This window comes from Pseudomonas typographi, assembly GCF_014694385.1.
GTDB classification, from domain to species: Bacteria; Pseudomonadota; Gammaproteobacteria; order Pseudomonadales; family Pseudomonadaceae; genus Aquipseudomonas; species Aquipseudomonas typographi.
Genome location: NZ_JAAOCA010000021.1, coordinates 19,818 through 46,137 on the forward strand (window position 1 = coordinate 19,818; position 26,320 = coordinate 46,137).

Annotated in this window: 20 protein-coding genes and 3 tRNA genes; 18 read left to right on the forward strand and 5 right to left on the reverse strand. The window is 61.4% G+C overall.

The genetic code is table 11. From position 1 onward, the window contains the following. Positions 1–155 precede the first annotated feature (155 nt). On the forward strand, positions 156–2,069 hold the full coding sequence (locus HAQ05_RS16775) for an ATP-binding cassette domain-containing protein (RefSeq protein ID WP_190422616.1): 1,914 nt from the start codon (positions 156–158) through the stop codon (positions 2,067–2,069). Positions 2,070–2,087: 18 nt separating this feature from the next. On the opposite strand, the gene HAQ05_RS16780 is transcribed toward HAQ05_RS16775, so the two are convergent. Then, entirely contained in the window at positions 2,088–2,579 is a 492-nt protein-coding gene (locus tag HAQ05_RS16780; RefSeq protein WP_190422617.1) for a universal stress protein, read from the reverse strand. A gap of 102 nt (positions 2,580–2,681) precedes the next feature. Between HAQ05_RS16780 and HAQ05_RS16785 the strand changes: the two genes are divergently transcribed. The 12 genes from HAQ05_RS16785 (at position 2,682) to prpF (ending at position 17,850) form a co-directional block, all read left to right on the forward strand. Continuing rightward, on the forward strand, positions 2,682–3,110 hold the full coding sequence (locus tag HAQ05_RS16785; RefSeq protein ID WP_190422618.1) for a hypothetical protein: 429 nt from the start codon (positions 2,682–2,684) through the stop codon (positions 3,108–3,110). Positions 3,111–3,684: 574 nt separating this feature from the next. After that, a complete protein-coding gene (fadB, locus tag HAQ05_RS16790; protein ID WP_190422619.1) occupies positions 3,685–5,832 on the forward strand; it encodes a fatty acid oxidation complex subunit alpha FadB in 2,148 nt (715 codons plus the stop codon). Positions 5,833–5,860: 28 nt separating this feature from the next. Next, positions 5,861–7,036, forward strand: a complete 1,176-nt coding sequence (fadA, locus tag HAQ05_RS16795; RefSeq protein WP_190422620.1) for an acetyl-CoA C-acyltransferase FadA — start codon at positions 5,861–5,863, stop codon at positions 7,034–7,036. 135 nt (positions 7,037–7,171) lie between these two features. Then, on the forward strand, positions 7,172–7,423 hold the full coding sequence (locus HAQ05_RS16800; RefSeq protein WP_190422621.1) for a DUF1653 domain-containing protein: 252 nt from the start codon (positions 7,172–7,174) through the stop codon (positions 7,421–7,423). Positions 7,424–7,519: 96 nt separating this feature from the next. Beyond that, complete coding sequence (topA, locus tag HAQ05_RS16805; protein ID WP_190422623.1) at positions 7,520–10,138, forward strand: type I DNA topoisomerase; 2,619 nt, start codon at positions 7,520–7,522, stop codon at positions 10,136–10,138. Between the two features lie 21 nt (positions 10,139–10,159). Next, positions 10,160–10,684 carry a DUF6586 family protein gene (locus tag HAQ05_RS16810; protein WP_190422625.1) on the forward strand — a complete coding sequence of 175 codons (525 nt, stop codon included), beginning with the start codon at positions 10,160–10,162 and terminating at the stop codon, positions 10,682–10,684. A gap of 52 nt (positions 10,685–10,736) precedes the next feature. After that, the gene (locus HAQ05_RS16815) at positions 10,737–10,970 is read left to right on the forward strand and encodes a hypothetical protein (RefSeq protein WP_186517230.1); all 234 of its coding nucleotides are present in this window, start codon (positions 10,737–10,739) and stop codon (positions 10,968–10,970) included. Positions 10,971–11,221: 251 nt separating this feature from the next. Next, positions 11,222–11,938: a GntR family transcriptional regulator gene (locus HAQ05_RS16820; RefSeq protein ID WP_190422626.1), complete on the forward strand. Its 717-nt coding sequence runs from the start codon at positions 11,222–11,224 to the stop codon at positions 11,936–11,938. Beyond that, positions 11,935–12,822, forward strand: coding sequence for a methylisocitrate lyase (prpB, locus tag HAQ05_RS16825; protein ID WP_190422628.1), 888 nt, complete (start codon positions 11,935–11,937; stop codon positions 12,820–12,822). Before HAQ05_RS16820 ends, prpB begins: the two co-directional genes overlap by 4 nt. 49 nt (positions 12,823–12,871) lie before the next feature. Next, the gene (prpC, locus tag HAQ05_RS16830; RefSeq protein ID WP_190422630.1) at positions 12,872–13,999 is read left to right on the forward strand and encodes a bifunctional 2-methylcitrate synthase/citrate synthase; all 1,128 of its coding nucleotides are present in this window, start codon (positions 12,872–12,874) and stop codon (positions 13,997–13,999) included. 65 nt (positions 14,000–14,064) lie between these two features. After that, complete coding sequence (gene acnD / locus HAQ05_RS16835; RefSeq protein WP_190422632.1) at positions 14,065–16,653, forward strand: Fe/S-dependent 2-methylisocitrate dehydratase AcnD; 2,589 nt, start codon at positions 14,065–14,067, stop codon at positions 16,651–16,653. A 12-nt stretch (positions 16,654–16,665) separates the two neighbouring features. Then, the gene (gene prpF, locus HAQ05_RS16840; protein WP_190422634.1) at positions 16,666–17,850 is read left to right on the forward strand and encodes a 2-methylaconitate cis-trans isomerase PrpF; all 1,185 of its coding nucleotides are present in this window, start codon (positions 16,666–16,668) and stop codon (positions 17,848–17,850) included. 66 nt (positions 17,851–17,916) lie between these two features. On the opposite strand, the gene HAQ05_RS16845 is transcribed toward prpF, so the two are convergent. The 3 genes from HAQ05_RS16845 to HAQ05_RS16855 all read right to left on the reverse strand — a co-directional run bounded on the left by HAQ05_RS16845 (position 17,917) and on the right by HAQ05_RS16855 (position 18,244). After that, positions 17,917–18,001: transfer RNA gene (locus tag HAQ05_RS16845), tRNA-Leu, on the reverse strand. Between the two features lie 57 nt (positions 18,002–18,058). Beyond that, positions 18,059–18,134, reverse strand: a tRNA-His gene (locus tag HAQ05_RS16850). A gap of 33 nt (positions 18,135–18,167) precedes the next feature. Then, a tRNA-Arg gene (locus HAQ05_RS16855) sits at positions 18,168–18,244 on the reverse strand. A gap of 283 nt (positions 18,245–18,527) precedes the next feature. Here HAQ05_RS16855 and folD point away from each other — a divergent pair. Further along, complete coding sequence (folD, locus tag HAQ05_RS16860; RefSeq protein WP_190422636.1) at positions 18,528–19,382, forward strand: bifunctional methylenetetrahydrofolate dehydrogenase/methenyltetrahydrofolate cyclohydrolase FolD; 855 nt, start codon at positions 18,528–18,530, stop codon at positions 19,380–19,382. A gap of 15 nt (positions 19,383–19,397) precedes the next feature. On the opposite strand, the gene HAQ05_RS16865 is transcribed toward folD, so the two are convergent. Further along, on the reverse strand, positions 19,398–19,991 hold the full coding sequence (locus HAQ05_RS16865) for a biliverdin-producing heme oxygenase (protein WP_238935171.1): 594 nt from the start codon (positions 19,989–19,991) through the stop codon (positions 19,398–19,400). Between the two features lie 227 nt (positions 19,992–20,218). On the opposite strand from HAQ05_RS16865, the gene tig reads away from it, so the two are divergent. From tig to lon, 4 genes are all read left to right on the forward strand, one after another. After that, entirely contained in the window at positions 20,219–21,535 is a 1,317-nt protein-coding gene (gene tig / locus HAQ05_RS16870) for a trigger factor (protein ID WP_190422638.1), read from the forward strand. Positions 21,536–21,623: 88 nt separating this feature from the next. After that, positions 21,624–22,262 (forward strand): ATP-dependent Clp endopeptidase proteolytic subunit ClpP, encoded by a 639-nt coding sequence (gene clpP, locus HAQ05_RS16875; RefSeq protein WP_190422640.1) that lies wholly within the window; start codon positions 21,624–21,626, stop codon positions 22,260–22,262. A gap of 106 nt (positions 22,263–22,368) precedes the next feature. After that, complete coding sequence (gene clpX, locus HAQ05_RS16880) at positions 22,369–23,649, forward strand: ATP-dependent Clp protease ATP-binding subunit ClpX (protein ID WP_190422642.1); 1,281 nt, start codon at positions 22,369–22,371, stop codon at positions 23,647–23,649. A 160-nt stretch (positions 23,650–23,809) separates the two neighbouring features. Beyond that, the gene (gene lon / locus HAQ05_RS16885; protein WP_190422644.1) at positions 23,810–26,209 is read left to right on the forward strand and encodes an endopeptidase La; all 2,400 of its coding nucleotides are present in this window, start codon (positions 23,810–23,812) and stop codon (positions 26,207–26,209) included. Positions 26,210–26,320: the final 111 nt, after the last annotated feature.

Here is a 26,320-nt window from a genome sequence, read left to right on the forward strand (position 1 = left end):
GTTGCTGGTTAGCTTAGCGGGTTGCCGGGCCGGGGCGATAGCATTCCAGCCGGTATGGAACGGTAACCGGATGTTTGGCCAGCCCTGCACCCGTGCGGCCGCCCAAATAAGCCTGCAAGTCGGGTAGAATGCGCGCCCGGTTTCTGGAGAATCTCATGACCCTGCTCAAACTCAGCGATGTGTCGCTTGCCTATGGCGCCATGCCTCTGCTGGACCGTGTTTCCTGGCAGGTCGCCCGGGGCGAACGGGTGTGCATCATCGGCCGCAACGGCACGGGCAAATCGAGCATGCTGCGGTTGCTGCGTGGCGATCAAAAGCCCGACGAGGGCGATATTTGGCGTGCCCCGGGCTTGAAGATCGGCGAATTGCCCCAGGAATTGCCGCGGGCAGACGAACGGACGGTTTTCGATGTGGTGGCCGAGGGCTTGGCCGGCGTGGGCGAACTGTTGGCGCGCTTTCATCACCTGAGCCAGAACATTGTCACCGACGCGGACCTACAAGCCTTGATGGACGTGCAGCAGGACATCGAAGCGCGGGATGGCTGGCGCCTGCAGCAATTGGTCGAGAGCACCCTGAGCCGCCTGCAACTGCCTGCGGATAAAACCCTCGCCGAGCTGTCCGGGGGGTGGCGCCGCCGGGTGCTGCTGGCCCAAGCATTGGTCAGCGAGCCTGACTTGTTGCTGCTCGACGAGCCTACCAACCACCTCGACATCGGTGCCATTGCCTGGCTTGAAGAAGCCCTGAACGGCTTCGGCGGTGCGGTGCTGTTCATCACCCACGACCGTGCTTTCCTGCAAAACCTCGCCACCCGCATCCTGGAGCTCGACCGCGGCCACCTGATCGACTGGAACGGCGACTATGCCAGCTTTTTGGCCCATAAAGAGGCCGAACTTGCCGCTGAGGAAACCGCCAACGCGCTGTTCGATAAGCGCCTGGCGCAGGAAGAGGTGTGGATCCGCCAGGGCATCAAGGCCCGCCGTACCCGTAACGAAGGCCGCGTGCGCGCACTGAAGGCCCTGCGTGCCGAGCGTGGTGAGCGGCGCGAGCGCCAGGGCCGGGCGAACATCCAGTTGGAGGTGGCCGATAAGTCTGGCAAGCAGGTGCTGCTGCTCGAAAACGTCAGCTATGCGCACCCAGGCGGCCCCATGCTGGTCAAGGACTTTTCCATGGTGCTGCAGCGCCAAGACCGCATCGGCCTGTTGGGTGCCAACGGCACTGGCAAAACCACGCTGCTTAAATTGATGCTGGGTGACCTCGAGCCTGTAGCGGGCAGCGTGAAGCCCGGCACCAAGCTGGAAGTGGCGTACTTCGACCAACTGCGGCTGCAACTGGACCTTGAGAAAACCGTTGTCGACAATTTGGCCGAAGGCCGCGACTTCATCGATATCGACGGCCAAAGCCGCCACGTGCTCAGCTACCTGGGGGATTTTCTGTTCAGCCCGCAACGCGCCCGCACGCCGGTCAAAGCGCTGTCGGGCGGTGAGCGCGCGCGCCTGCTGTTGGCCAAATTGTTCAGCAAGCCGGCTAACCTGCTGGTACTCGACGAACCCACCAATGACCTGGACGTCGAAACCCTCGAACTGCTCGAGGAGGTGCTGTCGAACTTCAAGGGCACGGTGCTGATGGTCAGCCACGACCGGGCATTCCTCGATAACGTGGTGACCAGTACCTTGGTGTTCGAAGGCGATGGTGTGGTGCGCGAGTACGTCGGCGGCTACCAGGATTGGCTGCGCCAGGGTGGCTCGCCGAAACTGCTGGGCGTCAAGGAAAACAAAGCCGGCAAGCCGGAGCTGGCCAGCGCGGTGGTAGCACCTACCACTGCCGCGCCGGCCGTAGAGCCAGGTGAAAGCAAGAAAAAACTCAGCTATAAGCTGCAGCGCGAACTGGATTCGCTGCCGGGGCAGATCGATGCCCTCGAAGCGAATATCGCGGCGGTTCAGGCCGAAATCGGCCAGCCGGCTTTCTACCAGCGGCCCGCGGCTGACACCAGCGCGGTACTGGCGCGCTTGGAGCAGCTGCAGCGCGAGCTCGATGCGCTGGTAGAACGGTGGGCCGAGCTCGATAGCTAAACGGTTGCAGCTTACGGCTCAGAAGGCCGTGTTGTCTGGGATGTCATCCACTGGCTTGGCCTTATCGCCCGCGGCAGGTTCTTTCAGGCGTACCGCCAGCACGTCGCAGGGGGCGCCATGCAACACATCGTTGGAGGTGGAGCCCAGTAGCAGCTTCAGCCCGTGCCGGCCATGGCTACCGACCACGATCAGGTCGATGCCCTTTTGCTTGGCCAACTGGTGGATTTCCTGGCGTGGTTGGCCATAGGTGAGGTGGGCATCGTCCTTTGACAGTGTGGGGAACTTGGCCAGCAGTTTTTCCAGGCGTTCCATGGCTTGGTCATATTGTTGTTGTTGCAACTGCGACAGGTCCATCGGCACGTCGCCGCCGAAGGCCATGGCCATGGGCTCGACAATATGTACCAGCGACAACCGGGCGCCGGTGCTTTCAGCGAGTGCTTGCGCCCGGTTGACGACCGGGTCGCATTCTTCCGTCAGGTCGACAGCGACCAAGATCTGTTGATAGGACATGGCAAGTACTCCCAGCAATGGCATGAGTGTAAGTATGGTCGTTATTTGTACGAGTGTTCTGACATCGGTCAGCCTGACTCGTCTGTGTACCGGGGTCTAGATATGACGGTCTGGATAGTGCTGTCAATCATTCTCGTGGTGCTTAGCCCGCTGGCGTGGCTCAAACCCTCGCGCCGCCAAAGCGGGCGCATGGCAGCGCGGCTTGAAGCGAGGCGGTTGGGTGTGGCCATGCAGTTGGTACCGCAGCAGTGGCCCCATTGGCTTCAGGCCGCGCCGCCCGGCACCTGCGCGCAATATGCGGTGCCCCGCCAGTTGGGCAGGATGGACACCTGGTGCTATTGGCAGGCACAACCGGGCCTGTGGGTGAACCAATGGCGCGAACCGTGTGAATGCGAAAATCTATTACAGGTGTTTTCCCAGTGGCCCGCTGACGTGTGGAAGGCCGAGGCGAACCACCACGTGGTCGCGGTGTATTGGGGCGAGCAGGGCGACCCCAAGGCCATTGCCGCCGGGCTGCGCGCGCTGGCGTAGCCGCATTAAAAAGCCCGATCGCAAGGATCGGGCCGGGGTGGCCAGGCAGGCCGGAAAGCTGTGGCGCCGATCATACGCCCCTTAGCCAGGAAAAACCCCGGGTTTTTTCCCTATAACGCCCGCCCGCAGCCAGGTAAGCCTGGGCGTGCTACTTTTGCTAAGCACCGCGCCCGTGTGGTGTCTCAGAAGCTAGCTACACCCCTTTTGGCAGCGCTTTTTGCTGCCGGCCGCGCTGCTTTCCTCACCCTAGCGCCTACTAAGGCGTGTCACGGCGCCTTGCTCGGCGGCGGCATCACCCGCCAACCCGGGTACGAAGCTTCTGAGATGTCCGCTGGGCACTTCGCGCACGCGCCGAAGGGGCATTTTTTCGCCCTGCACGGATCGAAAAAATGCCCCATCCGGCGTCCATTTCGCCTGATTGACAATTTTTAGCTTTTCGCAGAAGGTGTGCACACCCCAATCAAACGGGCGTATGAATCGGGCGTTTGCCCGATGCACCGTCCGCTTCGCCCCGGCGGGCAGGCCCTTCAGGGTTGGCCGGGGCCCAATCATGTTTCCATCTGGAGATCAGTTGATGATTTACGAAGGTAAAGCCATCACGCTCGAGGCGCTCGAAGCCGGCATCGTCGAACTGAAGTTCGACCTCAAGGGCGAGTCCGTGAACAAGTTCAATCGCCTGGCGCTCGAGGAACTGCGCCACGCCGTCGATACGCTCAAGGGCCATGCAGGCTTGGCCGGGGTGTTGGTCACCAGCGGTAAAGACGTGTTCATCGTTGGCGCCGACATCACCGAGTTCGTTGCCAATTTCCGGTTGCCCGACGATCAACTGCTCGCCGCCAACCTCGAAGTGAACCGCATCTTCAGCGATTTCGAAGACTTGCCGGTGCCCACGGTGGCCGCCATTAACGGTATCGCCCTGGGCGGCGGCCTGGAAATGTGCCTGGCGGCGGATTTCCGGGTCATGTCCACGGCCGCCAAGGTGGGCTTGCCAGAAGTAAAACTCGGTATCTACCCAGGCTTTGGCGGCACCGTGCGCCTGCCACGCTTGATCGGGGCCGACAACGCCATCGAATGGATCGCCGCGGGCAAGGAGCACCGTGCCGATGAGGCCCTGAAGGTTCGCGTTGTAGATGCGGTGGTGGCCCCGGAGCTGCTGCGCGATGCGGCGCTAGACTTGCTCCGGCGCGCGGTGGCCGGTGAACTCGACCACAAGGCCCGGCGCCAGCCGAAACTGGAAAAGCTCAAGCTTAATCCGATCGAACAGATGATGGCGTTCGAAACCGCCAAGGGCTTTGTCGCGGGCCAGGCCGGGCCGAACTACCCGGCCCCGGTCGAGGCGATCAAGTCGATCCAGAAGGCGGCCGCGCTCGGTCGCGACAAAGCGATCGAGGTCGAGGCGGCCGGTTTTGTGAAAATGGCCAAGACACCTGCCGCGCAAAGTCTCATCGGGCTGTTCCTCAACGACCAGGAACTCAAGCGCAAAGCCAAGGCTTACGACAAACTGGCCGGGCAAGTGAACCAGGCCGCCGTGCTCGGTGCCGGTATCATGGGCGGTGGCATCGCCTACCAGTCGGCGTCCAAGGGCACGCCGATCCTGATGAAGGATATCAACGAGGCAGGCATCGAGCAGGGCCTGAAAGAGGCCGCCAAATTGTTCGGCAAACTGGTTGAAAAGGGCCGCCTGACCCCTGCAAAAATGGCCGAATCGCTCAATGCCATTCGCCCGACCTTGAGCTACGGCGACTTCGGCACTGTCGATATCGTGGTCGAAGCTGTGGTGGAGAACCCCAAGGTCAAGCAGGCAGTACTGGCCGAAGTCGAAGGCCACGTCAATGAGGGCACGATTTTGGCCTCCAACACCTCGACCATTTCCATCAGCCTGCTCGCCCAAGCGCTCAAGCGGCCGGAAAACTTCGTGGGTATGCACTTTTTCAACCCGGTGCACATGATGCCGTTGGTCGAAGTGATCCGCGGTGAGAAGTCCAGCGAGCAGGCGGTCGCCACCACCGTGGCCTATGCCAAGAAAATGGGCAAGAACCCCATTGTGGTCAACGACTGCCCGGGCTTTTTGGTCAACCGGGTGCTATTCCCATACTTCGGTGGTTTCGCCAAGCTGGTCAGCGCTGGCGTGGATTTCGTGCGCATCGACAAGGTCATGGAAAAGTTCGGCTGGCCGATGGGCCCCGCCTACCTGATGGATGTGGTCGGCATCGACACCGGCCACCATGGCCGTGATGTGATGGCCGAAGGCTTCCCCGACCGCATGAAGGACGACCGCCGCTCGGCCATCGATGCACTGTACGATGCCGGCCGCCTGGGCCAGAAGAACGGCAAGGGGTTCTACGTTTACGAAACCGACAAAAAGGGCAAACCGAAAAAGGTCGCCGACCCTTCGGTGCTCGACGTGCTCAAGCCGGTGGTGTACGAACAGCGAGAATTGACCGACGACGACATCCTCAATTGGATGATGATCCCGCTGTGCCTTGAAACCGTGCGCTGCCTGGAAGACGGCATCGTCGAAACCGCCGCCGAGGCCGATATGGGCTTGGTCTACGGCATCGGCTTCCCGCCCTTCCGCGGTGGCGCGCTGCGCTACATCGACGCGATCGGCGTGGCCGAGTTCGTGGCCCAGGCCGACCGTTATGCCGAACTCGGCCCGCTGTACCAACCCACTGCCAAGTTGCGTGAGATGGCCGCCCAAGGCCAGCGTTTCTTCGGTTGAGCCGCCCGACTATTGAGCGAGATCTGATATGAGCTTGAATCCAAGAGATGTGGTGATCGTCGACTTCGGCCGCACACCCATGGGCCGCTCCAAGGGCGGCATGCATCGCAACACCCGCGCCGAGAACATGTCGGCGCACCTGATCGACCAACTGTTGGCGCGCAACCCCAAGGTAGACCCGGCCGAGGTCGAGGACGTGATCTGGGGTTGCGTCAACCAAACCCTGGAGCAGGGTTGGAACATCGCCCGTATGGCTTCACTGATGACGCGCATCCCTCACACGGCGGGCGCGCAAACGGTCAGCCGCCTGTGCGGCTCGTCGATGAGCGCATTGCATACCGCAGCCCAAGCCATCATGACCGGCCATGGCGATGTGTACGTGATCGGTGGCGTCGAGCACATGGGCCATGTGAGCATGATGCATGGCGTGGACCCTAACCCGCAGCTGTCCCTGCACGCGGCCAAGGCCTCGGGCATGATGGGCCTGACCGCCGAGCTGTTGGGCAAGATGCATGGCATCAGCCGCGAGCGGCAGGACGCCTTTGGTGTACGGTCGCACCAATTGGCCCACAAGGCCACCGTCGAAGGCTTGTTCAAGAACGAGATCATCCCCATGGAGGGGTATGACGAGAATGGCCTGCTGCGGGTGTTCGACTACGACGAGACGATCCGCCCGGAAACCACCCTTGAGGGCCTGGCGGCGCTCAAGCCCGCGTTCGACCCTAAAAGCGGCACCGTGACCGCGGGCACCAGTTCACAGATTACCGACGGCGCTTCGTGCATGATCGTGATGTCGGCCCAGCGCGCGCAAGACCTCGGCATCCAGCCGTTGGCGGTGATTCGCGCCATGGCCGTGGCCGGCTGCGATCCCTCGATCATGGGCTATGGGCCGGTACCTGCGACGCAAAAAGCGCTCAAGCGCGCCGGCCTGACGATTGCCGATATCGACTGCATCGAGCTCAACGAAGCCTTCGCGGCACAGGCCCTGCCGGTGCTCAAAGACCTGAAGGTGCTCGACAAAATGGATGAAAAGGTTAACTTGCACGGAGGCGCTATCGCTTTGGGCCACCCCTTCGGTTGCTCTGGTGCACGGATTTCCGGCACTCTGCTCAACGTGATGGAGCAAAAGGGCGCCCGGCTGGGCATCGCCACCATGTGCATTGGCTTGGGCCAGGGCATTACCACGGTGTTCGAACGGGTTTAGCCGCCCGCCGAGGTTGACCCGCGTCGGGGCCTGGCAAGGTGTTCAGAAGTTCGTGCTAACTTCCGAACACCTTACCAGCGCCCCGGCGTTCGTTCTGCTTCAAAAAAATTGAAACGCTTTGACCGGGAGTGACCCATGCAGCTACAACCTGGCCTGTATCGCCATTACAAGGGCCCGCAATATCGGGTATTCGGTGCCGCCCGGCATTCCGAAACCGAGGACTGGGTGGTGGTCTACCAGGCGCTGTACGGCGATTTCGGCCTGTGGGTCAGGCCTTTGAGCATGTTTCTGGAGTCGGTCGATGTCGATGGCGAGCAGGTGCCGCGCTTTGCTTTGGTACAGGCCCAGCCGGGCCTTTTCGAGCTCGGCGCCGGTGATGGCGCATAGGCATCGCGCTTGACCTCACCTTTTCACCACTATATATAGCGGTGCCTCGAAGGGCGTAATCGCTCTCTTTCTTCAGCATTAGGAAATTTCCAATCCATGGGCAAGTCGCTGGTCATCGTGGAATCCCCGGCTAAGGCCAAGACCATCAACAAGTATCTGGGCAACCAATACGTGGTGAAGTCGAGTATCGGCCATATCCGAGACCTCCCCACCAGCGGCTCGGCCAGTGCCACCAAGGAGCCAGCCAAGGCCGCTGGCAAAAAAAGCAAGGCGGTGGCCGAAGCGCCTGCCGTTTCGCCCAAGGAAAAAGCCCGGCGCCAGTTGGTGGCGCGCATGGGCGTGGACCCGGAGCACGGCTGGAAGGCCCACTATGAGATCTTGCCCGGCAAGGAAAAGGTCATCGAAGAGCTGCGCCGGCTGGCCAAGGATGCCGATACCATTTATCTGGCGACCGACTTGGACCGCGAGGGGGAAGCCATCGCCTGGCACCTGCGTGAGGCCATCGGCGGCGATGATGCTCGCTACAAGCGCGTGGTGTTCAACGAAATCACCAAGAAGGCCATCCAGGATGCCTTCGCCCAGCCGGGCGACCTCGACATCGACCGGGTCAACGCCCAGCAGGCACGGCGTTTTCTCGATCGTGTAGTGGGTTATATGGTGTCACCGCTGCTGTGGCAAAAAATCGCCCGCGGCCTCTCGGCCGGGCGCGTGCAGTCGGTGGCGGTCAAGCTGATCGCCGAGCGCGAGCGCGAAATCCGCGCGTTCAACCCCCAGGAATACTGGGAGCTGCACGCCGACCTGAGCGGCCAGGGCAATGCCAAGGTGCGTTTCGAGGTGGTGCGCGAAGGCGGCGAGGCGTTCAAACCGGTCACTGAAGCCCAGGCCATGGCCGCGGTGACCAAGCTCAAGGCATCGAGCTATAGCGTTACCAAGCGCGAAGACAAACCCACCAGCAGCAAGCCGTCGGCGCCTTACATTACCTCCACCCTGCAGCAGGCGGCGAGCAACCGCCTGGGCTTCGGTGTGAAAAAAACCATGATGATGGCCCAACGCTTATACGAGGCGGGCTACATCACTTACATGCGTACCGATTCGACCAACCTGTCGGTAGATGCGCTGGACATGGCCCGGGGCTATATCGACACGCAATTCGGCGCCGCCTACTTGCCGGCGCAGCCGAACCTGTACAGCAGCAAAGAAGGCGCCCAGGAGGCGCACGAGGCGATTCGCCCCTCCGACGTGAACACCGCGCCTACCCAACTCTCGGGCATGGAGCGTGACGCCGAGCGGCTTTACGAGTTGATCTGGCGCCAGTTCCTGGCCTGCCAGATGACGCCGGCGCAATATCTGTCCACCACCATCACGGTAATGGCCAGCGGCTTTGAGCTGCGCGCCAAGGGCCGCATTCTCAAGTTCGACGGTTATACCCGCATACAACCGCAGCAGAGCAAGCCCGGTGAAGACGAAGTGTTGCCAGACATGGGCCAAGGCGAAGCGCTCACGCTGTTGAAGCTCGACCCTACCCAGCACTTCACCAAGCCGCCGGCACGCTATTCCGAGGCGAGCCTGGTCAAGGAAATGGAAAAACGCGGTATTGGCCGGCCGTCCACCTATGCGGCAATCATCTCGACCATCCAGGACCGCGGTTACGTAACATTGCACAACCGCCGGTTCTATTCGGAAAAAATGGGCGATATCGTCACCGAGCGCTTGTCTGAAAGCTTTGCCAACCTGATGGATTACGGCTTTACCGCCGGTATGGAAGAGAACCTCGACGACATCGCCCAGGGCGAGCGTAACTGGAAGAACGTGCTTGATGAGTTTTACGGCGATTTCAAGCAAAAGCTCGAATCGGCCGAAGACAGCGACCATGGCATGCGCGCCAACCAGCCCACGCCCACCGACATTCCCTGCCCGGAGTGCGGCCGGCACATGATGGTGCGTACCGCCTCCACCGGTGTGTTCCTAGGCTGTTCCGGCTACAGCCTGCCGCCAAAGGAGCGCTGCAAGGCCACCATCAACCTGGTGCCCGGCGACGAAATCGCCGCCGACGACGAAGGTGAGTCTGAATCGCGGCTGCTGCTGACCAAGCACCGTTGCCCGATCTGCAGCACTGCAATGGATGCCTATCTAGTCGATGAGAAGCGCAAGTTGCACATCTGCGGCAACAACCCCGATTGCCCCGGCTATGAGGTGGAGCAGGGCAGTTACCGCATCAAGGGTTACGAAGGGCCGAGTTTGGAATGCGACAAGTGCGGCAGCCAAATGCAACTTAAAACCGGCCGTTTCGGTAAGTTCTTTGGCTGCACCAACCCCGAATGCAAGAACACCCGCAAGCTGTTGCGTAATGGCGAAGCCGCGCCGCCCAAGATGGATGCAGTTAAGATGCCGGAGCTCAAGTGCGAAAAGGTCGACGACACCTACGTATTGCGCGATGGCGCCTCGGGCTTGTTCCTGGCGGCCAGCCAGTTCCCGAAGAACCGTGAAACCCGGGCGCCGCTGGTGCTCGAGCTTATCCCGCACAAAGCCGAAATCGACCCCAAGTACCACTTCTTGCTAGGCGCACCGGCCAAGGACCCCGATGGCCGGCCAGCGGTGATCCGATACAGCCGCAAAACCAAGGAGCAATATGTGCAAACCGAGGTCGAGGGTAAGCCGACCGGTTGGCGCGCATTCTTCGACGGCAAGAGCTGGAAGGTCGAAGACAAGCGCTGAATACACTTTTGGAGACATGCCATGGCCCACGAGCGTTACACCCGAACCAACCAGAAGCTGTATTTCGCGGGCCTGGCCCTGGAGGCCTTGGGTAAGGCTGAGGAGGGCGCGGCCATGAATGCACAGGCCCTGGCCCAAGCTGGGCGCGAGGCGGTGTTATTTCACCTATACGGTGCCTTGCTCGGGTTATGCCACGAAATCGCCGGGTTCTACCGCTTGGCCGACAGCAACGCCCCCCGCGCGCAGGTTTACTTGACTCGCCAAACGCTGGAGGCGGCGCCCAACCCCGAACTCGCTGAGTTGGTGGAGTTGGCCCAGCAACCGGAAACCTGGCTGGCGCAGTTGCTGGCCGCCTTCGAGGGGCTGTTCCAACCCCCGCGCGAAGCGCCGGCCAAAGCCAAGCACGACGTGACCACGCCGCTCATTCAAGCGCTCAATCTCGACGAGCAAGAGCCCGCCGTGTTGCAGGTGCAAACCCTGGAGCAATGGCGCCAGCAGCTCAAAGCATTGGCCATTCGCTTTCGCGAAGGCCTCAGTGAGTGCTGATTCAGTAAAGCGCTGCTACAATGGCAGGCCTTCATTGGAGACCTGCCCCTTTATGTCCACGTCTTTTCTTGAAATCGTCGAACTGCCAGATGGCCGTATCGAACTGCGTCGCGCCGAAGATGAAGGGTCGCTGGTTACCCTCGATTTCTCTGAAGACGCCAAGGTTTTCCTGCAGGGTCAGCATGTCGAGGTGGCTAAAGCCATGCTCAGCGTTGGCGTGCAAATGGCCGGGCGGTTGGTCGAAGGTGACTTCGAACGCGACGAAGGCCCTCGCGTATTGCACTGAGTCGCCGGCCGTAAGGCTAATAACGCTGCAAGCCACCCGTTAACTGCTCAAAGCGCCCGAAAGCCCACGGCACGTCAGTTGCCGCTGCTTTGTCCTGCCTCCCTCGAAACCCTGCCCGGAACCTGCGCGTCAAGCGATGGCGCCCAGCCTCCCGTGCGCCTTGCCGTTTCGTAACTTTGTGTCGACAATCTATTGACCACATGGCCGATTGGCGCTAGCTTTGCCGCATAAACCTAATAAATTGTCGACACATGACCGAAGCCACTCTCATCACCCTGCCCAGCAGCGACGAAGCCGAAACCATCGCCGAACACGTGTTCCGCCGCCTGCAGGCCGCCATCGTGCGCGGCGACATCGCCCCCGGCAGCAAAATCTCCGAGCCGGAGTTGGCGCGCACCCACGGTGTGAGCCGTGGCCCGTTGCGTGAGGCGATTCACCGCCTCGAGGGCCAGCGCTTGGTGGTGCGTGTGCCCCATGTAGGGGCGAGGGTGGTTTCCCTGAGCCACCAACAGTTAATCGAGCTGTACCAAATCCGCGAATCGTTGGAAGGCATGGCCTGCCGGCTGGCCGCCGCACGCATGAGCACGGCCCAGATCGACGAGTTGCGCCAGGTGTTGGACACCCACGAGCGCGACGAGGCCTTCCAAGCGGGGGTGGGCTACTACCAGCAGGAAGGCGACCACGATTTCCACTACCGGATCATCCAGGGCAGCGGCAACCGCACCTTGAGCGAGTTGCTGTGCGAAGAGCTCTACCAGCGCGTGCGCATGTATCGCATCCAGTTTTCAGCCACGCCGCACCGGCCGCACCAGGCGTTCGCCGAACATCACCGCATCCTCGACGCCATCGCCGAACGTGACGGCGAGTTGGCCGAGTTGCTCATGCGCCGGCATATCGCCGCATCCCGGCGCAACATCGAAAGGCAGTTGCCCAGCACCGAACAGAACAACAACGGAGGTGAAGTATGACCCTGACACGCCCCGGCGAGCGCTTTCGCCAAGCCCTGGCCACCGAGCGGCCGCTGCAGATCGTCGGTACGATCAACGCCAACCACGCTTTGCTGGCGCAGCGCGCTGGTTTCAAGGCTATTTACCTGTCGGGCGGCGGCGTGGCGGCAGGCTCGTTGGGGCTGCCGGACCTAGGCATCAGCAACCTGGACGACGTGCTCACCGATGTGCGCCGCATCACCGATGTGTGTGACGTGCCGCTGTTGGTGGATGTCGACACCGGCTTTGGCTCCTCTGCCTTCAACGTGGCGCGCACGGTGCGCTCGATGATCAAGTTTGGTGCCGCGGCCATTCACATCGAGGACCAGGTAGGCGCCAAGCGTTGTGGCCATAGGCCCAACAAGGAGATTGTCACCCAGCAAGAAATGGTCGACCGCGTCAAGGCGGCCGTAGACGCCCGCACCGACGACAGCTTCGTGATCATGGCACGCACCGATGCACTGGCGGTAGAGGGCTTGGAAGCCGCGTTGGACCGGGCCGCGGCCTGTATCGAAGCCGGCGCCGACATGGTGTTCCCAGAGGCGATTACCGAGCTTGGCATGTACAAGCAGTTCGCCGCCCGTGTAGGCGCGCCGATCCTGGCCAACATCACCGAGTTTGGCGCCACCCCGTTGTTCACCACCGAAGAACTGGGCGCGGCCGACGTGGCCATGGTGTTGTACCCGCTTTCGGCTTTCAGGGCGATGAACAAGGCCGCCGAAAACGTGTACACGGCGCTGCGCCGCGACGGCACCCAGCAGGCCGTGCTCGACACCATGCAAACACGCGCGCAGCTGTACGAATCGATCGGCTACCACGCCTTCGAGCAAAAGCTCGATGAATTGTTCGCGCGCGGCAAGGGCTAACGGCGGCCTCCCCCCCCTACAACAACTTCAAGAAAATGGGAGAACTCTCATGGCGGAAGCGAAAACATTGAGCGGCGCAGGTTTGCGCGGGCAAGTGGCCGGGCAAACGGCGTTGTCTACCGTAGGGCAGGCTGGCGCTGGCCTTACGTACCGTGGTTACGATGTGCGCGAACTGGCTGCGCATGCGGTGTTCGAAGAGGTGGCCTACTTGCTGTTGTACGGCGAGTTACCCAACCAGGCGCAGTTGGCCGCGTACCAGGCCAAACTGCGTGGGCTGCGGCGCCTGCCGCAGGTGCTCAAGGAAGTGCTCGAGCGCATACCGGCCAGCGCCCACCCGATGGATGTGATGCGCACCGGGGCGTCGTTTCTCGGGGTGCTGGAGCCCGAAGGCGGTTTTGAGCACCAGCATGAAGTAACCGACCGCCTGCTGGCGCTGTTCCCGGCGATCATGTGCTATTGGTACCGCTTCGCCCACCACGGCGTGCGCATTGAAACCGACAGCGACCAAGTGGGCATCGCCGGGCATTTCCTTTATCTGCTGCACGGTAAGGCGCCGAGCGACCTTCACCGGCAGGTGATGGACGTGTCGCTGATCCTCTACGCCGAGCATGAATTCAACGCCTCGACCTTCACCGCCAGGGTCTGTGCCTCGACCCTCTCAGACCTGTACTCCTGCATCACCGCAGCCATCGGTGCCTTGCGCGGGCCCTTGCACGGTGGCGCCAACGAGGCGGCCATGGCGATGATCGAAACGTTCGCCACGGCTGAAGACGCCACCCGCGGTACTTTGGGCATGCTCGAGCGCAAGGAAAAGATCATGGGCTTTGGCCATGCTATTTACCGTGACAGCGACCCGCGCAATGAAGTCATCAAGCACTGGGCGAAAAAGCTCTCTGAAGACGCCGGCGATTCGCGCTTCTACGCGGTGTCCGAAGCGATCGACAAGGTGATGTGGGAGCAGAAGAAGTTGTTCCCCAACGCCGACTTCTACCATGCCTCGGCGTACCACTTCATGGGTATCCCCACTGAGCTGTTCACGCCAATATTCGTCTGTTCGCGCCTCACCGGCTGGGCCGCCCACGTGTTCGAGCAGCGTGAGAACAATCGCATCATCCGCCCCAGCGCCGAGTACATCGGGGTAGCCGAACGCCGTTTCGTTCCGCTTGAGGCGCGCTGAGCATCCTGGCGGGTAGGGTGGCCCAAGAAGCCACCGCCCGCGACCATCGACCGTGAGCCTGCGCCATGAATACTCAATACCGCAAACCCCTGCCTGGCACCCCGTTGGACTACTTCGATGCCCGCAGCGCTGTCGAGGCGCTGGTCCCGGGTGCTTGGGCGGGCCTGCCCTACACGTCGCGGGTGCTGGCTGAAAACCTGGTACGCCGCGGCGCCCCGGAGCAGTTGGGCGCCTCGCTTGGGCAGTTGATCCATCGCAAGCGTGATCTGGACTTCCCCTGGTACCCGGCACGGGTGGTGTGCCATGACATCCTAGGGCAAACCGCGTTGGTAGACCTCGCCGGCCTGCGCGATGCGATTGCCGAGCGCGGCGGTGACCCGGCCAAAGTCAACCCGGTGGTGCCCACGCAGTTGATCGTGGATCACTCGTTGGCGGTGGAATGTGGTGGCTACGACCCCGATGCGTTCACCAAGAACCGCGCCATCGAAGACCGTCGCAACGAAGACCGCTTCCACTTCATCGACTGGACCAAGCAGGCTTTCGAAAATGTCGATGTGATCCCGCCCGGCAACGGCATCATGCACCAGATCAACCTGGAAAAAATGTCGCCGGTGGTGCAGGTGCAAGGTGGCGTGGCGTTTCCCGACACACTGGTCGGGACGGACAGCCACACCCCTCACGTAGACGCGCTGGGTGTGCTTGCGGTAGGGGTAGGCGGCCTCGAAGCCGAAAACGTAATGCTCGGCCGGGCGTCGTGGATGCGCCTGCCAGACATCATCGGCGTAGAACTGGCGGGGCACCGCCAGCCGGGTATTACCGCCACTGACATCGTGCTGGCCATGACCGAGTTTTTGCGCCAGCAAAAAGTGGTAGGCGCCTACCTGGAGTTTTATGGCCCGGGCGCGCGCAGCCTTACCCTGGGCGACCGGGCCACGATATCCAACATGGCCCCCGAATACGGCGCCACCGCCGCCATGTTCGCGATCGACGAACAAACCCTGGAGTACCTGCGCCTCACCGGCCGCGAAGAACAGCAGGTGCGCCTGGTGCACACTTATGCGCAGGAGGCGGGGCTATGGGCCGATACCTTGGCCGCGGTGGAGTATGAACGGGTGCTGCATTTCGACCTCAGTACCGTGGTGCGCAACATGGCGGGGCCCTCAAACCCCCACGCACGGCTGGCCACCAGCGAACTGACCGCGCGCGGCATCGCTGGCGCTTGGCAAGCCACCCCCGGGCAGTTGCCAGATGGCGCGGTGATCATCGCGGCCATCACCAGTTGCACCAACACCAGCAACCCGCGCAACGTCATCGCTGCAGGGCTGTTGGCGCGCAATGCCAACCGCCTGGGGCTGGCCCGCAAGCCATGGGTAAAAACCTCGCTGGCGCCTGGCTCGAAAACGGTAGCCTTGTACCTGGACGAAGCGGGGCTTAGCGTGGAGCTGGAAAAACTCGGCTTCGGCATCGTCGCGTTCGCCTGCACCACCTGTAATGGGATGTCTGGCGCGCTGGACCCGGCCATCCAGCAAGAAATCATCGACCGCGACCTTTATGCCACGGCGGTGCTTTCGGGTAACCGGAATTTCGACGGGCGTATCCATCCCTATGCCAAGCAGGCATTCCTGGCCTCGCCGCCGCTGGTGGTGGCCTATGCCATCGCCGGAACCATCCGTTTCGACATCGAGAACGATGTGCTGGCCGTGGTAGAGGGCAAAGAGGTTCGCCTCAAGGACCTATGGCCCAGTGATGAGGAAATCGACGCCGTGGTCAGTGCATCGGTCAAGCCCGAGCAGTTCCGCCAGGTGTACATCCCGATGTTCGCCATCGAGGAGCGCACTGGGCCCCAGGTACCCCCTTTGTACGCCTGGCGCGCGCAAAGCACCTACATTCGCCGGCCGCCCTACTGGGAAGGCGCGTTGGCCGGTGCCCGTAACCTGCGCGGCATGCGCCCGTTGGCGGTGCTGGGTGACAACATCACGACCGACCACTTGTCGCCTTCCAATGCCATTCTGGCCAGCAGCGCGGCGGGCGAATACCTGTTGAAAATGGGCTTGCCCGAGGAAGACTTCAACTCTTACGCCACCCACCGTGGCGACCACCTCACCGCCCAGCGCGCAACCTTTGCCAACCCCAAGCTGGTCAACGAAATGGCCGTGGTCGGCGGCAAGGTCAAGCAGGGTTCGTTGGCCCGTGTGGAACCGGAAGGCCAAGTGGTGCGCATGTGGGAGGCCATCGAAACCTATATGCAGCGCAAGCAGCCGCTGATCATCATTGCCGGTGCCGACTACGGCCAGGGCTCGTCGCGGGATTGGGCCGCCAAGGGCGTGCGCCTGGCCGGGGTGGAGGCCATCGCCGCCGAAGGCTTCGAGCGCATCCACCGCACCAACCTGATCGGCATGGGCGTGTTGCCCCTGGAGTTCAAACCGGGTACCAACCGCCACACGCTGGGCATTGACGGCACCGAGTTGTTCGACGTGGTCGGTGAGCGCACGCCCCGGGCCACGCTCACCCTGCTGATCCAGCGGCGCAGCGGCGAGCGCGTGGAGGTACCGGTCACCTGCCGGCTAGACACCGCCGAAGAAGTGTCCATCTACGAAGCCGGCGGCGTGTTGCAGCGCTTTGCCCAAGATTTTCTCGAAGCCGCTTCGGCTTAGCAGGAGAACACCATGACGTTTGCTGCCCAACTGAAAATACCCGCCACCTACCTGCGTGGCGGCACCAGCAAGGGGGTATTCTTTACCCTCGACGCCCTCCCCGAAGCGGCCCGCACCCCCGGGCCTGCCCGTGATGCCCTGCTGCTGCGGGTGATCGGTAGCCCCGACCCTTACGGCAAACAGATCGACGGCATGGGCGGTGCCACCTCCAGCACCAGCAAAACCGTGATCGTGAGCCGCAGCCAGCGCCCAGACCATGACGTGGATTACCTGTTCGGCCAAGTGGCCATCGACAGCGCCTTCGTCGATTGGTCCGGCAACTGCGGGAATTTGTCCGCCGCCGTCGGGCCGTTCGCCATCGCCCAGGGCTTGGTCGACCCGGCGCGGATACCGCACGATGGCGTAGCCACTGTGCGCATCTGGCAAGCCAACATCGGCAAGACCATCGTTGCCCACGTGCCCATCACCGCCGGGGCGGTGCAGGAAACCGGTGGTTTCGAACTCGATGGGGTGACCTTCCCCGCTGCAGAGGTGCAGCTCGAATTCCTCGACCCAGCCGCGGAGGAGGAGGGTGGCGGTGGCGCGATGTTCCCCACCGGCAACCTGATCGACGACTTGACGGTGCCGGGTGTGGGCACCTTGGAGGTCACCCTGATCAACGCTGGTATCCCGACCATTTTCCTCAATGCCGAAGCACTGGGGTATACCGGCACCGAACTGCAGAACGCAATCAATGACGACCCCAAGGCCCTGGCGGCGTTCGAGCTGATTCGCGCCCATGGCGCGGTACGCATGGGGCTGATTGCCCGGGTGGAGGATGCCGCCAAACGCCAACACACGCCCAAGGTAGCCTTCGTGGCGCCGCCGCGGCCCTACACCGCATCCAGCGGCAAGCCGGTGGAACAGGCCGATATCGACCTGTTGGTACGCGCGCTGTCGATGGGCAAGCTGCACCACGCCATGATGGGCACCGCGGCCGTGGCCATCGGTACCGCGGCGGCGATCCCGGGTACACTGGTGAACCTGGCCGCGGGCGGTGGCGAGCGCGAATCGGTGCGTTTCGGGCATCCATCCGGCACCCTGCGGGTTGGTGCACAGGCGCGTAAGGTCGATGGCCAATGGCAGGTGACCAAGGCGATCATGAGCCGCAGCGCGCGGGTATTGATGGAGGGTTGGGTGCGGGTGCCGCCGCCTTGATCGTCGGCGTGCCGTAGGGCAGAAATGAAAAAGCCGCCCAGCAAAGGCGGCTTTTTCATGAATCAATGGTGCGGACGAAGAGACTCGAACTCTTACAGCTTGCGCCGCTGGAACCTAAATCCAGTGTGTCTACCAATTTCACCACGTCCGCATAAACGCTATCTTAAAGCAAAGGCGCCAGATTGTTCACCAGGCGCCTTTTGAAATATGGGGTGGACGATGGGAATCGAACCCACGACAACAGGAGTCACAATCCTGTGCTCTACCAACTGAGCTACGCCCACCATATCGCGTGACTTGTGCCAAAGCTGCCTGTATGGCGCACCCGGCAGGACTCGAACCTGCGACCATCCGCTTAGAAGGCGGATGCTCTATCCAGCTGAGCTACGGGCGCTTATTTTTCGACTTTGAATCAGCCGAATAACAGCCTCAATCGTTAAAACTACAGCAGAAACGCACTGCGATTTTACCGACTGCCTGAACCAGCGCTAGGCCCTGCCCGACAAGTGCGACGGATCTTATAGAGGGCCCCGGGGGGCGTCAACCCTTTATTTGAAAAAAATGCATTGATATAAAGGGCTTAGCGGTTTCCACCGGCCTTATGCCTTTGACCGGGGCGCCGGGCATGCGAGAATAGCCGCACTTTTTTCCCACCCTGCGAGGGTTTATTACGCGTCATGACAGCACAACTTATCGACGGCAAGGCGATTGCCGGGGGCATCCGCCAGCAAATCGCCCGACGTGTCGCCGAGCGCCGCCAGCAGGGCCTGCGTGTACCAGGCCTGGCGGTGATCCTGGTGGGAACGGACCCAGCCTCCGAAGTCTATGTTTCGCACAAACGCAAGGATTGCGAAGAAGTCGGCTTTCGTTCCGACGCCTTCGACCTGCCTGCCAACACCCCCCAGCACGACCTCGAAGCGCTGATCGACCGGCTCAACGCCGACCCGGAAATCGACGGCATCCTTTTGCAATTGCCGCTGCCGCCGCACCTGGAGGCGTCGCGCCTGCTCGAACGGATTCGCCCCGACAAGGACGTAGACGGGTTCCACCCTTATAACCTCGGCCGGCTGGCCCAGCGTATGCCGCTGCTGCGGCCCTGCACGCCCAAGGGCATCATGGCCCTGCTGCAGAGCACCGGGCAAGACCTATACGGGATGGATGCCGTAGTGGTAGGGGCCTCCAATATCGTCGGCCGGCCCATGGCGCTGGAGCTGTTGCTGGGCGGCTGCACGGTCACCGTGACCCACCGCTTCACTGCCAACCTTGAAGCCCACGTGCGCCGCGCCGATCTGGTGGTGGTCGCGGTGGGCAGGCCGGGGCTGGTAAAGGGGGAATGGATCAAACCCGGCGCCATCGTGATCGATGTGGGTATCAATCGCCAGGCCGATGGCCGGCTGGTAGGCGATGTGGTGTACGACACCGCGGTGCAGCGCGCCGGGTGGATCACCCCGGTACCGGGCGGCGTGGGCCCGATGACCCGCGCTTGCCTGCTGGAAAACACGCTGTACGCCGCCGAGTCTCTGCACGGTTGAGCCAGCAAGGCTTGGCTAAGGGCTGGCGGGGTGTGCGGGCATGTCCACCACCCAACGCCGGAACGACTCGAACGCCACACAAGCGGCTGCGGCTGCTGCGTGGATGTCTTCAGGGCTGCGCACATGCTCGGCCAGCGCCTGCTGCCAAGCGCGCCAAAGTGCACCGGTGTGTTCGCCATAGCCACGCAGCCAGTGAAGTTGCAGGGGTTGCAGGCGGTTCTGCCACTGTTTGAAGAGGTAGGCCCCACCCAGCGTCGCCCCTTCGCACACGTAGCTCAACCCGAAGGCTTCGGCCAGCGAGTGCGGGTGCGGGGCGAACGGGCAGGGCTCCACGGGCTGGGTATGGGCGCTGTCGAGCAGGTCTTGGCGCAACCAGTGCACTTTATGTGCCCGCCGCTCGGCCCCTAATGCCCGGCGCCACTCCACGGGCGTGGCAGCGCCATAGAGGCTCGCTTCCATCGGTTGCATCCAGCCCAGCACGCGATATGCGTGCCGGGCATAGGTGGCGATGTCCAATTGCGCGGCTGTCAGTGGCGAGTGGCGGTCGAGCCCGGCGTGAAGGTCGCGGGTGGCATCGCGCAAGGCGCTCAATGCCGGGGAGGCTTGCAAGCTGATGGTAACGATCCTTGGCGCTGGGTTCACCGGTGCGGGCAGAATAGCAGCCCTGGCCAGCGCTGCGGAACTCCATCCGCCAACGGCCGGGTTTTACCCGGGAACCGCCCCGGTCGCCGAACCTTTCATCGGCAGGTGACTTCTTACCGATGACCCACTAGAATGCTTGCCCTTGATCTGGGGCCAGCAATGGCCGGCTAACGTCTGTGCAACGAGGAATATCCATGCAAGTTTCTGTTGAAAACACTTCCGCGCTCGAGCGCCGCATGACGATCGGCGTACCCGCCGAGCGCATCGAGACTGAAGTCAACAAGCGTCTGCAACAGACTGCCCGTCGCGCCAAAGTGCCAGGTTTTCGCCCTGGCAAGGTGCCAATGAGCGTGATCCGCCAACGCTACGAAGCCGCCGCCCGTCAGGAAGCCCTGGGCGAGTTGATTCAGGCGACCTTCTATGAAGCCGTGGTCGAGCAAAAACTCAACCCGGCCGGCTCGCCGTCCGTCGAACCCAAGGTGTTCGAAAAAGGCAAGGACCTCGAATACATCGCCACGTTCGAGGTGTTCCCTGAGTTCACCGTTTCGGGTTTCGAAGGCATCGCCATCGAACGCCTGAGCGCCGACGTCACCGATGCCGACCTCGACAACATGCTCGACGTGCTGCGCAAGCAGAACGTACGTTACGAAACCGTCGAACGCGAAGCACAAGACGAAGACCAACTGAACATCGACTTCGTCGGTACGGTCGACGGTGAAGCATTCGCCGGTGGTTCGGCCCAGGGCACCCAACTGGTACTGGGTTCCGGCCGTATGATCCCGGGCTTCGAGAGCGGCCTGGTGGGCGCCAAGGCCGGTGAAGAGCGTGTGTTGAACGTCACCTTCCCCGACGATTACCAGAACCTCGACCTGGCGGGCAAGGCCGCCGTGTTCACCGTGACCGTCAACAGCGTCAATGCGCCTACGCTGCCTGAGCTCAACGAGGCATTCTTCGCCCAGTTCGGCATCAAGGAAACCGGCTTGGAGGGTTTCCGTGCCGAGGTTCGCAAGAACATGGAGCGTGAGCTGCGCCAAGCCATCAAGGCCAAGGTCAAGAACCAGGTCATGGATGGCCTGATCGCCGCCAACCCGGTCGACGCGCCCAAGGCATTGCTGAGCAACGAAGTCGACCGCCTGCGGGTGCAGGCCGTGCAGCAGTTTGGCGGCAACATCAAGCCTGAGCAGTTGCCGGCCGAGTTGTTCGAGGAACAGGCCAAGCGCCGCGTGGTGCTGGGCTTGATCGTCGCCGAAGTGGTCAAGCAATTCGACCTCAAGCCTGAAGAAGACCGTGTACGCGAGCTGGTCCAGGAAATGGCCTCCGCCTACCAGGAACCCGAGCAGGTAGTCAGCTGGTATTACCAGAACGAGCAGCAACTGAACGAGGTGCGTTCGGTTGTGCTGGAAGAACAAGTTGTGGATACTGTTCTTCAGAAAGCTAGTGTGACTGACAAGTCGGTCTCTTACGAAGAAGCAGTGAAGCCGGCACAAGCGCCCGAAACCGCCGCCGAGTAACGCTAGCTAACGCTTCGAAACCTCATAAGCCAGCCTTCGCGCTGGCTTATGTGTATCAGGACATGACTAATTGGGAGCGAATGCAGGCATGGCCGGCAATTCTTATTTTCAGCACTCTGACATCCAGGCCGCTGGCGGCCTGGTCCCGATGGTTGTCGAGCAATCGGCGCGTGGTGAGCGCGCCTATGATATCTACTCGCGCCTGCTCAAGGAGCGCGTGATCTTCCTGATTGGCCCGGTAGAGGATTACATGGCCAATCTGGTAGCCGCACAATTGCTCTTCCTTGAGGCGGAAAACCCGGACAAGGACATCCATCTGTACATCAACTCCCCAGGTGGCTCCGTCACGGCTGGGATGTCGATCTACGACACCATGCAATTCATCCGGCCCGATGTGTCGACTACCTGCATTGGCCAGGCTTGCAGCATGGGCGCGTTCCTGCTGGCCGGTGGCGCCAAGGGTAAGCGTTATTGCCTGCCTAACTCGCGGGTGATGATCCACCAGCCGCTGGGAGGCTTCCAGGGCCAGGCCTCGGACATCGAGATTCACGCCAAGGAAATCCTCCACATTCGTGCACGCCTCAATGAGCTGCTGGCCTTCCACACCGGGCGCAGCCTCGAGGACATCGAGCGTGACACTAATCGTGACAATTTCATGAGTGCTGCACAGGCAGCCGAATATGGCTTGGTGGACGCAGTGATCGACAAGCGGCAAATGCCCGCATAATCGGCGCAAACCTCCCCTGGCGGGCAGCCCCCGCCATTGGCGGGCTTGAAAAAGCCCGCATTTGCCTTCATCTTGTGTTTCAAGCCTACCGGATTGGATCGATCGAATGACTGACACCCGCAACGGCGAGGACAACGGCAAACTGCTCTATTGCTCCTTCTGTGGCAAAAGCCAGCATGAAGTGCGCAAGTTGATTGCCGGCCCCTCGGTCTTCATCTGCGACGAGTGCGTCGACCTGTGCAACGACATCATCCGCGAGGAGGTGCAAGAAGCACAGGCCGAGAGCAGCGCGCACAAGCTGCCCTCGCCCAAAGAAATAAGCGGCATCCTGGACCAATACGTGATTGGCCAGCAGCGTGCCAAAAAGGTACTGGCAGTCGCGGTGTACAACCACTACAAGCGGCTGAACCAGCGTGACAAAAAAGGCGACGAAGTCGAGCTTGGCAAAAGCAACATCCTGCTGATCGGCCCTACCGGCTCCGGCAAGACGCTGCTCGCTGAAACCCTTGCGCGCCTGCTCAATGTTCCCTTCACCATCGCCGACGCCACCACCCTCACCGAGGCGGGGTACGTGGGCGAAGACGTCGAGAACATCATCCAGAAGCTGCTGCAAAAGTGTGATTACGACGTGGAAAAGGCCCAGATGGGCATCGTCTACATCGACGAGATCGATAAGATCTCGCGCAAATCCGACAACCCGTCCATCACCCGCGACGTATCTGGCGAGGGTGTGCAGCAGGCGTTGCTCAAGCTGATCGAGGGCACTGTGGCCTCGGTTCCGCCCCAGGGCGGGCGCAAGCATCCGCAGCAGGAATTCCTGCAGGTCGACACCCGTAACATCCTGTTCATTTGTGGCGGGGCGTTTTCGGGGTTGGAAAAGGTCATCCAGAACCGCTCCACCAAGGGTGGTATCGGGTTTGGCGCCGAGGTGCGCAGCAAGGAAGAGGGCAAAAAGGTCGGCGAATCGCTGCGCGAGGTTGAGCCGGACGATCTGGTCAAGTTTGGCCTGATCCCCGAGTTCGTCGGCCGCCTGCCGGTGTTGGCGACCCTCGACGAGCTCGACGAGGCGGCGCTGGTACAGATCCTTACCGAGCCTAAGAACGCACTGTCCAAGCAATATGCCAAGTTGTTCGACATGGAAGGGGTAGACCTGGAGTTTCGCAGTGACGCGCTCAAGTCAGTGGCCCGCAAGGCGCTGGAGCGTAAAACTGGCGCGCGAGGCTTGCGCTCGATTCTCGAAGGCGTATTGCTCGATACCATGTATGAAATTCCTTCGCAGAAGGACGTGAGCAAGGTGGTTATCGACGAAAGCGTTATTGAAGGTACCTCCAAGCCGTTGTTGATTTACGAGAGTGAGCCGCAGGCCAAGGCTGCACCGGATGCCTAACGCGTCTGGGTGTGCCGTTGAGGCTGCGTAGCGACGAAGGGGCCTGACGGCCCCTTTTTTGTTCCGACCACGGTGCTTGTTTTTTCATGGGGTTGGCCCCACATAGGCCCCATGCATCATTTCCATCTGTATGCGGCTCAAGCCGCCAAGAGGCGAAACCATGAAGACAACCATTGAATTGCCTCTGCTGCCATTGCGAGATGTGGTGGTTTATCCGCACATGGTCATCCCCCTGTTCGTGGGACGTGAAAAGTCCATCGAGGCCCTCGAGGCCGCGATGACCGGTGAAAAACAGATTCTGCTGCTGGCCCAGCGCAACCCGGCTGACGACGACCCGGATGAAGACGCGCTTTACCGGGTCGGTACGGTGGCCACCGTGCTGCAACTGCTCAAGCTGCCCGACGGTACCGTGAAGGTGTTGGTCGAAGGCGAGCAGCGCGGCACTGTCGAAGGCTTCAAGGAGGTCGCAGCTCACATTCGCGCGCAAGTTACGCTGATCGACGAAGTAGAAGCGGCCGACCGCGAAGCCGAAGTGTTCGTGCGCAGCTTGCTGTCGCAATTCGAGCAGTACGTGCAGTTGGGCAAGAAGGTGCCGGCAGAGGTGCTGAGTTCACTCAACAGTATCGACGAACCGGGCAGGCTGGTCGACACCATGGCTGCGCACATGGCGCTGAAGATCGAGCAGAAGCAGGACATTCTCGAAATCGTCGACCTTTCGGCGCGTGTCGAAAAGGTGTTGGCATTGCTCGACGCCGAAATCGACTTGCTCCAGGTCGAGAAACGTATCCGTGGCCGCGTGAAGAAACAAATGGAGCGCAGCCAGCGTGAGTACTACCTGAACGAACAAATGAAGGCTATCCAGAAGGAACTGGGCGACGGTGAGGAAGGCCACAACGAGGTCGAGGAGCTCAAGAAACGCATCGAGGCGGCTGGGCTACCCAAAGACGCCTTGACCAAGGCCCAGGCCGAGTTGAACAAACTCAAGCAGATGTCGCCAATGTCCGCCGAGGCCACGGTGGTGCGCTCGTACATCGACTGGCTGGTACAGGTGCCGTGGAAGGCGCAAAGCAAGGTACGCCTTGACCTGGCCAAGGCCGAAACGATCTTGGATGCTGACCACTATGGCCTGGAAGAAGTAAAAGAACGCATTCTGGAATACCTCGCCGTGCAAAAGCGGGTGAAGAAGATTCGCGGCCCAGTGCTGTGCCTGGTGGGCCCACCCGGGGTCGGTAAAACGTCGCTGGCCGAATCGATTGCTGCCGCCACTAACCGTAAGTTCGTGCGTATGGCCCTCGGCGGTGTACGCGATGAAGCTGAGATCCGCGGCCACCGGCGCACCTATATCGGCTCCATGCCTGGCCGGTTGATTCAGAAAATGACAAAGGTGGGCGTGCGCAACCCCCTGTTCTTGCTCGATGAAATCGACAAGATGGGCAGCGACATGCGCGGCGATCCGGCGTCGGCGTTGCTGGAGGTGCTCGACCCCGAGCAAAACCATAGCTTCAACGACCATTACCTGGAGGTCGACTACGACCTTTCTGACGTCATGTTCCTTTGCACGTCCAACTCGATGAACATTCCTCCGGCATTGCTTGACCGGATGGAGATCATCCGCCTGCCCGGCTACACCGAGGATGAAAAGGTCAATATTGCGACCAAGTACCTCACGCCCAAGCAGGTCAAGGCCAATGGGTTGAAGAAAGACGAGCTTGAAATCGATGGAGCTGCGATCCGTGACGTGATCCGCTACTACACCCGAGAAGCCGGCGTGCGGGGCCTGGAGCGGCAAATCGCGAAAATTTGCCGCAAGGTGGTCAAGGAACACACTGGGCAAAAGCAGGTGTCGGTGAATGTGGTTCCCGATTCGCTTGAGCAATTGCTCGGCGTGCGCAAATTCCGTTATGGCCTGGCCGAGCAGCAAGACCAGGTGGGCCAAGTGACCGGGCTTGCCTGGACGCAGGTGGGCGGTGAGTTGTTGACCATCGAAGCGGTGGTGGTGCCGGGCGGCAAGGGGCAATTGATCAAGACCGGTTCTCTTGGCGATGTGATGGGTGAGTCGATCACTGCGGCGCAAACCGTAGTGCGCAGCCGCTCACGCAGCCTGGGTATCGCCTTGGACTTTTTCGAGAAGCGCGACATCCACATCCACATGCCAGAAGGGGCGACGCCCAAAGATGGCCCCAGCGCGGGAATCGGCATGTGCACCGCATTGGTATCGGCCTCTACCGGTATTCCGGTACGTGCCGATGTGGCCATGACAGGCGAAATTACCCTGCGGGGGCAGGTGCTGGCCATTGGCGGTTTGAAGGAAAAACTGCTGGCCGCGCACCGTGGTGGTATCAAAACGGTGATCATCCCCGACGAAAATGTTCGCGACTTGAAGGAAATTCCTGAAAATATCAAGCAGGATCTACACATCAAACCGGTCAAATGGATTGACGAAGTCCTGCAAATTGCGCTGCAATACGCCCCGGAGCCCTTGCCCGACGTGGCTCCGGAAATAGTTACCAAGGACGAAAAACGTGACGCTGATTCCAAGGAAAGAATCAGTACCCACTAAGGCTTTACCCATGCGCGGGGGCTTTCTTGACAGAATTTTAGAGCCCTTGCTATAAAGCGGCTCATTCTGAAAAAACGTAAGCCCGGCACTCGTTTCATTGCGTCGAATACA